Source organism: Anaerococcus degeneri (genome assembly GCF_017874475.1).
Taxonomy (GTDB): Bacteria; Bacillota; Clostridia; order Tissierellales; family Peptoniphilaceae; genus Anaerococcus; species Anaerococcus degeneri.
Genome location: NZ_JAGGLO010000007.1, coordinates 89,345 through 96,991, shown reverse-complemented (window position 1 = coordinate 96,991; position 7,647 = coordinate 89,345). Strand labels below are relative to the sequence as shown.

Annotated in this window: 9 protein-coding genes; 4 read left to right on the top strand and 5 right to left on the bottom strand. The window is 37.5% G+C overall.

Features of this window, described 5'->3' with window-relative positions:
* Positions 1 to 79: 79 nt before the first annotated feature.
* Positions 80 to 214, bottom strand: coding sequence for a hypothetical protein (locus tag J2Z38_RS10665; RefSeq protein WP_263641975.1), 135 nt, complete (start codon positions 212 to 214; stop codon positions 80 to 82).
* On the bottom strand, positions 207 to 932 hold the full coding sequence (locus J2Z38_RS07850) for an ABC transporter ATP-binding protein (protein ID WP_209774551.1): 726 nt from the start codon (positions 930 to 932) through the stop codon (positions 207 to 209). Before J2Z38_RS07850 ends, J2Z38_RS10665 begins: the two co-directional genes overlap by 8 nt.
* 656 nt (positions 933 to 1,588) lie before the next feature.
* Here J2Z38_RS07850 and J2Z38_RS07845 point away from each other — a divergent pair.
* Genes J2Z38_RS07845 through J2Z38_RS07830 form a run of 4 tightly spaced genes read left to right on the top strand, consistent with a single transcriptional unit; the run spans position 1,589 to position 4,056 of the window.
* A complete protein-coding gene (locus J2Z38_RS07845) occupies positions 1,589 to 1,948 on the top strand; it encodes a GntR family transcriptional regulator (protein WP_209774549.1) in 360 nt (119 codons plus the stop codon).
* A complete protein-coding gene (locus tag J2Z38_RS07840) occupies positions 1,945 to 2,628 on the top strand; it encodes an ABC transporter ATP-binding protein (protein WP_209774548.1) in 684 nt (227 codons plus the stop codon). The genes J2Z38_RS07845 and J2Z38_RS07840 overlap by 4 nt, the downstream gene beginning before the upstream one ends.
* A complete protein-coding gene (locus J2Z38_RS07835; RefSeq protein ID WP_209774546.1) occupies positions 2,628 to 3,422 on the top strand; it encodes a hypothetical protein in 795 nt (264 codons plus the stop codon). Before J2Z38_RS07840 ends, J2Z38_RS07835 begins: the two co-directional genes overlap by 1 nt.
* 10 nt (positions 3,423 to 3,432) lie before the next feature.
* A complete protein-coding gene (locus tag J2Z38_RS07830; RefSeq protein ID WP_209774545.1) occupies positions 3,433 to 4,056 on the top strand; it encodes a hypothetical protein in 624 nt (207 codons plus the stop codon).
* A 75-nt stretch (positions 4,057 to 4,131) separates the two neighbouring features.
* On the opposite strand, the gene J2Z38_RS07825 is transcribed toward J2Z38_RS07830, so the two are convergent.
* From J2Z38_RS07825 to J2Z38_RS07815, 3 genes are read right to left on the bottom strand one after another with little or no spacing between them, the layout of a single operon-like run.
* The gene (locus J2Z38_RS07825) at positions 4,132 to 4,524 is read right to left on the bottom strand and encodes an SMI1/KNR4 family protein (RefSeq protein WP_209774543.1); all 393 of its coding nucleotides are present in this window, start codon (positions 4,522 to 4,524) and stop codon (positions 4,132 to 4,134) included.
* 2 nt (positions 4,525 to 4,526) lie between these two features.
* Positions 4,527 to 5,750, bottom strand: coding sequence for an HNH/ENDO VII family nuclease (locus J2Z38_RS07820; protein ID WP_209774541.1), 1,224 nt, complete (start codon positions 5,748 to 5,750; stop codon positions 4,527 to 4,529).
* The gene (locus J2Z38_RS07815; RefSeq protein ID WP_209774539.1) at positions 5,747 to 7,609 is read right to left on the bottom strand and encodes a hypothetical protein; all 1,863 of its coding nucleotides are present in this window, start codon (positions 7,607 to 7,609) and stop codon (positions 5,747 to 5,749) included. The genes J2Z38_RS07820 and J2Z38_RS07815 overlap by 4 nt, the downstream gene beginning before the upstream one ends.
* Between the last annotated feature and the right edge of the window lie 38 nt (positions 7,610 to 7,647).

The window sequence follows — 7,647 nt, the reverse complement described above, 5'->3', positions numbered from 1 at the left end:
TTAAAACAAAATTAAACGGAATGTCCCCTGTCATGTACAGATTACATTCCGCTTAAAATATTATTAAATTATTCCGTGTTTACGGGTTCAGGTCATTATCGCCTAGTTTTTTTCCAATTAAAGGTAGCTTTCTTATACCGTAAACCATCATATTAAAGCTTTCGGTAAGGGCGATTTTTTCGGCCAGGATATAGGTCCTAAGATCTCTATTCATGGACTTCTCCCAAGTTTTCTTTGTTGCCTGCAAGGATTGATATTAACTTGTCTTCAAAATCAGGGTCAGCAAGGTAAGAATCATCAAGGCCAGAAAGTTTTTTCTCTGATAAAAGGACAATCTTATCGCAAATATCCTTGGCAAGCTGGAGAATATGGGTTGAGAAAATCATGATATGGTCCTTGTGAATTTCCCTTATAATTTTTTTCATCTGGAGGGAAACAACCACGTCAAGGCTTGTAAGTGGCTCATCCATAAGGATTATCCTTGGTTTTAAAATCAAAAACATGATCATTTGGATTTTGTTTTTCATACCTGTCGAATAGGACTGGATAAGCCTGTGGCTGTCTTCCTCGTCAAAATCAACCAAGTCTAGGTAGTAGTCGATATCCTTCAAATCCTTGATATTTTCCCTATTGGCATCTATAAAAAATCTGATAAACTCATATCCAGTTAGAAATTTTGGCAAATCTGGCTCTGCCACCATCATAAAGACATCATCAAAAGAAACTGGAGTCTTTGCCCCATTATCTTCTATGTAAATCTCACCGTCATCTTTCTTGATAGCCTCAGTAATAAGCCTAAAAAGTGTGGTTTTACCGGCCCCGTTACGGCCCAAAAGGGCATAAACAGTGCCTTTGTCAAAGTCATACGAAGCTTCCTTAATCACTTCCTTGTCGTCAAAGGACTTGGATAAATTTTTTATAACTAATTTCATATTCTTCCTCAATTTTGTTTTATTTTATAAGTAATTATTTATATTTTACCATATAATGGTAAAAAAAATTTGGTAAAACAAATTTTTTTGGTTTTCACAATTTTACAAGGACAAAGTCCGTAGGAAAATTGATGAAAAACCTTATGTAATTTTGAGCCAGCCCGTCCGGCTCGTGGAGGACAGAACGCGACGAATAGGAGCGTTTGTTGAAAAAGATTACGTTCCTCATAAAATAAATATTTAAGTTCATATTAAATCTCTTCGTATATATTAATCTCGTCTTCATAAGATTTCTTATCGCTCTTTCAGAGGCTCTGTCGAAACGGCTCAGCGATTGGCAACTTCGCAAAACACCAAGGCGCCGTCCCGACAGAGAAGGCAAGCCTGCCCGGCTCGTGGAAGGCAAAATTGCCCAAGCGGCCGAGAGCGGCAGACCACCTCGCAGCGTAGCGAGAGAGGATTTGACGATGGACCTCAAGAATTAAAAGTTCTCTTAGTCGTGAGATTCATCACTTCGTTCATCTCCACTACAATCAATGTAAACTCCACAGCGCAGGCGGTAGAAAATTATTTCAAAATAAATTTGACATTGTATTAATATAGTAGTACGCTTGTATTAAGATAATAGTACAGTGATACAAAGAAAGAAGGTTTGTATGGATTTTGATAACAACCGACCTATCTATATCCAGCTTTTGGAAGATTTTAAGATTAAAATTTCCACAGGCGAATGGGAGGCTGGCAGTAAAATCGACTCGGTAAGAAACCTTGCCACAGCCTACAAGGTAAACCCAAACACCATCCAAAGAGCCCTGGCAGAACTCGAAAGAGAAGGTCTTTGCGAGAGCCAAAGGACAATCGGCAGGTTTGTAACAGAAGACACAAAGAAAATAAAATCACTTTCAAACAGGGCCTTTACAAGCTTTGCAGATGATTTTATAAGTGGGATGGAATCTTTAAACATAAAAAAAGACCAGGCCCTAAGTGATTTAGAAGATTATTGGGAGGAATTATGATAGAGATAAAAAATCTTAGCCTCAAATACGGAGGTAAAAAAGTCCTAAGTGACTTTAATTTAAACTTAGAAAAAGGCAAGATAATCGGTCTTGTAGGTGAAAATGGAACAGGAAAATCTACTCTAATGAGAGTCATCGCTGGCCTTGAGAAAAATTACATCGGAGAGGTCACAATAGACGGCAACAAACCAGGTAGAGAGACAAATGCCCTAATTTCCTACCAACCGGACCACCTTCCCTTTGATGATTTCATGACAGTAATCGACATAGGCAATATCTACGAAAGGTTTTATGACGACTTTGACTCAGAAAGTTATTACAAGATGATCGATTCCTTTTCTATAGCAAGAAATCTTAAAATCAAGGAATGCTCTAAGGGAATGAAAGATAAGGTCCAAATCGCAGCCACTCTTGCTAGAAAAACCGAACTTTACCTCCTAGATGAGCCAATGACAGGCATTGACCCAAAGGCAAGGTTTGAGATGCTAAACACAATCATAGAAAATTTTAATCTAGAATCAACTCTTATCATTTCAACCCACCTTATATCTGAGATTGAAAAAATCCTTGACGAAGTAATCATAATTTCAGACGGCAAAGTCCTTGCCCACAAGGCAGTTGATGAGATAAGAGCAGAACAAGGCCTAAGCCTTGAAGAATATTTTAGGGAGGTCCTCTAATGGGAAAATTATTTAGACAAATTTTTAAAGAAGATATAAAGAAAGTCATAGCCTGGATGCTATCGCCCCTTCTAATAGCAATCCTAGGGGTCTTTGTCTATGAGTTAACGAATTTCCGCCCAATATCCCTTATAATTGTCATAAGCGGATCAGTTATGACCTTTGCCCCACTCATTTCCCTAGCCAGCCTTAATGATAGTGACAACAATAGGTTTTACGGCAAAAAAGCAGCCTTTTACACAACCCTACCATTCACTGCAAGGGAGATAACAGGGGCTAGACTTATAAACCACCTAATAATGGGACTTGTAATAGGAGTTTTCAGCTTCTTTAACTTTTTGCTTATAGGCTTAACTAGCGATGGTGGACTAAATCCATTAGATATACTTAAGGATATAGGTCAAAGTATTAACTTAGATATTTTTATCAGCTTGGTAAAATATATAATTATTATGGCTTTGTTTTATGCAATTTTCGCCCTAATAATTATGGCAGCAAATACACTTGGAGCATCAAGACCCTTTAACAAAATGGGTAGGTCAGCTAAGTTAATCCTTTTCGTAGCATTGATTTTATTCCAAGGATATGTATATGTGAAAATGATTAGTGGGCTTGGAAACACAAGCTTAATCAAATTTAAAGAATATTCAACTAGCGCAGCCACATTTAGTATAAATATGCTTGATTTAAACTGGTCATCTTTTGCGATTATCGTTCTAATTTTGGCAATCTTTGCCCTAGCATATTTCGCATTAACAAGTTATTTCCACAAGGAGAAAATCTCAGTAGAATAAGGAGGAGTTCATGTTTAAAAAATTAGTAATAGGCCTAGTTTTCTTTGTGATTGCCTTCTTTGTCTTTATTAGATTTGCATTCTTGCCAACACCAGAATTTTTGAGAAATCAAGAGGTTGATGGAGTCAAAATCGAAGTTCAAATCTCAGACGACGATAGGAATCCAATCATAAGGACCTACACCAGGGAGGAATTTGACACATTTGACCAGGCAAAAATCGAAAATATAAACGACGACGTAGACGGCAGGGTAGAAGGCGACGTCCCTTGTATACACCTTCTAGAAGATAATAAGATTTACCTAACTTTCTATAAAGACGGGAAAAAGATTGAACCTGACGACGCCCATATAAAAATCACCGCCCACGCCAGCGACTATAGAGACCCCACAAAAAAACGCTATATCGAAGGCGAGCTAACCGACGAAGGAGACAAAACCTACTCTTACGCCACAAAAAGATACGGAGTCCAATATGAAAAATTCTTTATAGAATATTTAAGGATAGAAGTCACATACACAATCGAAGGCAAAGACTACACATCAATCTTTGCCACCAACCAAGATAACGCCCCAGACGGGACAGACTTCTTCAAAAACGAAGATCTAAAAGAACCCCTAGACCCAGAAGAATAACAAAGCAAAAAAGCCCCTAGCGGGCTTTTTGTTTTTGGAAAATTTATCTTTTTTGAATTCTTAGTTGTAAATATTTTAACTATATTTTTGAATATAAGCTGCTAAAGAATCTGCTATAAGCTTTGGTCTTGAATTTTCAACTGTCATATATATATTTCCTGAAAAATCTTGCCAAATCACTATTCCATCAATATTGGCTTCTTCAATTACATAACAATTTGGGGCTTCAGGATTATTTTCCCGTTGGTCTTTTGTCACACAAACAACATCTAGGCGCGGCTCTTCACAAATCCCTGTTAATTCATGGCCATCAAAACAAGCAAGCCCAATCTCTTTAAGATAGGTTTTGTAATCAGATGCAAAGTTAATACCAAGCTTTTTTTCAGCCCTTTCTATTTCTACATCAGTCCTACCAGTCCCACCTATAAAGTCTGGGGCATCTTTTAAAATTTCAATAATATCATTCATGCTTATAGGCCTCCATTTTCCAATATTTGCCTAGCTAAATTTTGCCAAAACTCTTTTCTGACTTTATTAAAGGCAAGTCTGTCAATTTCAGATGCATTGTTAGATGTGTGTAAAATAGCATTATTTCCGTGGTGTTGGGCATTTGTAAGGACTGCTAGGGTCCCATCGGATTTTTGACCAATATGGTGGAGCTCATAGGCCTTTCCCGTTGACGGTTCGATAGGTGCATAGCCCTTTTTCATGCGGATTAGGTTAGTAACTTCAGACCCATCGGGCAAGTAGCTTTTATAATTAAGATCAAACTTTTGAACAAGGGCGATTCTGCCATTTATTTTGAGAGGTACTAAGTTTGCTTTTTTATAATGCTTATACTCTTTGAAGCTGTTAAATTCTGAGATAACATCCATCGGCCACTTGGATTCTATCTGAATACGTGCAACTTCACACGTCTTTAAATTACTATTGATTTCTGACATAGGCCTTATAGCTTCCTTAAAGCCACCTGTCACAGCTCCTGTAATAGCTCCCCATTTGAAACCCTCACTTGCGCCTAAGGCTGCGGCTTCCATACTTTCTCCAAAATCCCCAGTTTCAATTCCCCTTACAAGGCCTGCTGATATTCCTCCAAAGGCAGCAGAAGATGCGGCAAATGTTTGAGCAGATTTGGCCGATGCAGCAAAGATTGCACTTACAGCTGATGCCGGCCCAGCTGAAACAGCAGAAACTGTCACACATACAAGGATGACCCCTGTACCTATGGCAACATTTCTGATCATTTCTTGAGTTTTATCATCATCAATGGCTTGGAGTTTTTGAACCTTAGTCTTTCCGTCATCTCCCAAGGTAAAGATGTAGGAATCTCCCCCAAATACTTCATCTAATTCAGCTAGACTATATCCAAAATAGACATTTGACTTAGAATTAAAGGCGACTTCTTCTAGGTATTCTTTAGAAATATAGACGGCACTAACATTTTCTACGACATAATCTTCGCTATTAATGGCATCTATAGTTTCCTTATAAACAAGGTCTTCAACGTCAACTAAGAGTCCCTTATCGCTTAAGGATTTATATTTAGGCTTGTTTTCCTTCAATACTACTGGCTTAGAGCTTTTATCACATATTTGGTTTTCACTAGGTTTTATTGGTAGATTTTCTATTTTTGGCTTTACGCACCCTGTAAGAACCATTGAGATAGCAAGGATAAGGGGAATTATTTTTTTCATTCTTTATCTCCTTTACCGTCTTTCTTATCAAGAGGTCTTCTTTTTTTAAATGCAAAAACCGAAATTAGGATAATAATACAAAGGCCAAGACCTATAAGTACAGGACTTGATAAGGCTCTTTTCCCTTCTTCATCGCCTTCTTTTGCTTTTTCATCATAATTTTCAACTTCAGTCCCAGTTTGTTTTGTCTCCTCAGTTTCCGATACAATTTGTTCCACATTTGCCAGTTGAATAGTCCCATCATCAGAAATTTCAGCTCCCTCTCCTACAAGTTTATTGATTTCAGAAATGCCAAGGCCTGTTGTCATGTGGGCTTTCATCACATTATTATTTCCCACATAAAGCTTCTTTATCGTAGACTGGCCAGTGTATTCATTGTTGACTGTAATAGTGTAAATCCCCTCGTCAGTGTATTTAGCACCGTCTCTTGCCGGACCGTTAAAACGTGTATCTTCCACAAGACCATCAGCCCCTTCAGCTAGGGTCTCTCTTTTAAGATTAACTTTAAGATAACGTGACTTAGCCAAATCCAGATAAAAGCCATTTTCAGTCATGGAAGTATTAGTAAGCTCGCTTCCAGTCGCAAGATCAAAAGGATATACCATACAGTTTCCATTTCTTATAGAAAACCTAAAGAAAATCCTATAGTGACTAATCTTATCAATCAACTGATCATCGGTAATCTCATAGTCAAGCGCCACTTCATAGTCGCCTTCTTCAAAAAAACTCACCTTAGTATCCGCGCCAAGAGAAGTGTTGGATTCTAGGTAGTTTGTGTAAATAGTTGGTTCTGACTTTTCATTTTTGTAATCTGTATGTCGGATAATCAGTGTTCCACGTCCAAAATCCATGATAGGAGTTTCAAAATATTGGTCACTTCCCTCTCTATCCGCAGTAATAGAAAGTTTATCATTTCCATTTAACTTATTGATATCTTGATTCAAATGAAACCAAAGAGTGACCTTATCACCTAGATTTTTCAAAAAAACCATATTCCCGTCAGGATTTTTAACTTTATCGGTATAGCCATTCACAAAGAAAGAACCTAAATCCCAACCATAATGAGGGTCTGACTTGGAAATAGTTTTTTCCCCAGAATATGTGTCAAAGTCAGCTACTCGGATTTTAGAACCAAGCTTATAGGTTTCTTGAGATCCTCCTGTATTTGCACTGGCGCTGTCAGTATAAGCATAAAATTCATAAACTTCGGCACACTTTTTATAATCATACTTGTCCCTATTAATAAATAGAATCTTCCTATCTTCAGTTTTGATACGCATTTCATAGGCTACAATCAACCTGTAATAACAACCATTGATTAACTCTACATCTTTACTCTCATAGATGGGCTTAGTCCTGATAGGGGTCTTGTTAAAAGCATCGGTCATACTTACCACATCTACCCAGTTCTTCCTATCTTTTGAACTTTGAAGTATTATGGCACCCTTAAGAATTTTTTCATCTAGCTTAAGGTCGTCAATTTTTTTGCTCTTATCTTCAATAATATGCCAAGAATCTTCATCAGCATTTAGGGTTTTATCCCCATAGCTATAAAATAACTTCAAATCACCATCATTAACTTGGTAGGCAGGTATTCCGTCTTTTGTAGTAAAATCATTCACTTCTCCGCCGATTAAAAAAATTCCATATGAGTTAGTCTTGTCAGTCTCCCTAAAATCTTTGGTCTTAGAAAATTCATAATTGCTGTCCTTGCCAAAGTTGTAAATGCGTCCCGGTACTTCCGTCTTAGCTTCCACAGCAAAAGCCCTAAGCATAAAAACGCTTAATACTAATACTATTGCCGTAGTCATGGCAATGATTGGCTTTATAGCTTTTCCTATTAAATCTTTTCTACTCATATTTCCTCCCTCCTATGCTAAGTTTCTTGCCAGGAATT

Bases quoted from the DNA above. Each gene is read 5' to 3' on its own strand.
- J2Z38_RS10665 (WP_263641975.1), bottom strand. From the start codon at position 214: ATGAATAGAGATCTTAGGACCTATATCCTGGCCGAAAAAATCGCCCTT.
- J2Z38_RS07840 (WP_209774548.1), top strand. From the start codon at position 1,945: ATGATAGAGATAAAAAATCTTAGCCTCAAATACGGAGGTAAAAAAGTC.
- J2Z38_RS07815 (WP_209774539.1), bottom strand. From the start codon at position 7,609: ATGAGTAGAAAAGATTTAATAGGAAAAGCTATAAAGCCAATCATTGCC.
- J2Z38_RS07850 (WP_209774551.1), bottom strand. From the start codon at position 932: ATGAAATTAGTTATAAAAAATTTATCCAAGTCCTTTGACGACAAGGAA.
- J2Z38_RS07845 (WP_209774549.1), top strand. From the start codon at position 1,589: ATGGATTTTGATAACAACCGACCTATCTATATCCAGCTTTTGGAAGAT.
- J2Z38_RS07830 (WP_209774545.1), top strand. From the start codon at position 3,433: ATGTTTAAAAAATTAGTAATAGGCCTAGTTTTCTTTGTGATTGCCTTC.
- J2Z38_RS07820 (WP_209774541.1), bottom strand. From the start codon at position 5,750: ATGAAAAAAATAATTCCCCTTATCCTTGCTATCTCAATGGTTCTTACA.
- J2Z38_RS07825 (WP_209774543.1), bottom strand. From the start codon at position 4,524: ATGAATGATATTATTGAAATTTTAAAAGATGCCCCAGACTTTATAGGT.
- J2Z38_RS07835 (WP_209774546.1), top strand. From the start codon at position 2,628: ATGGGAAAATTATTTAGACAAATTTTTAAAGAAGATATAAAGAAAGTC.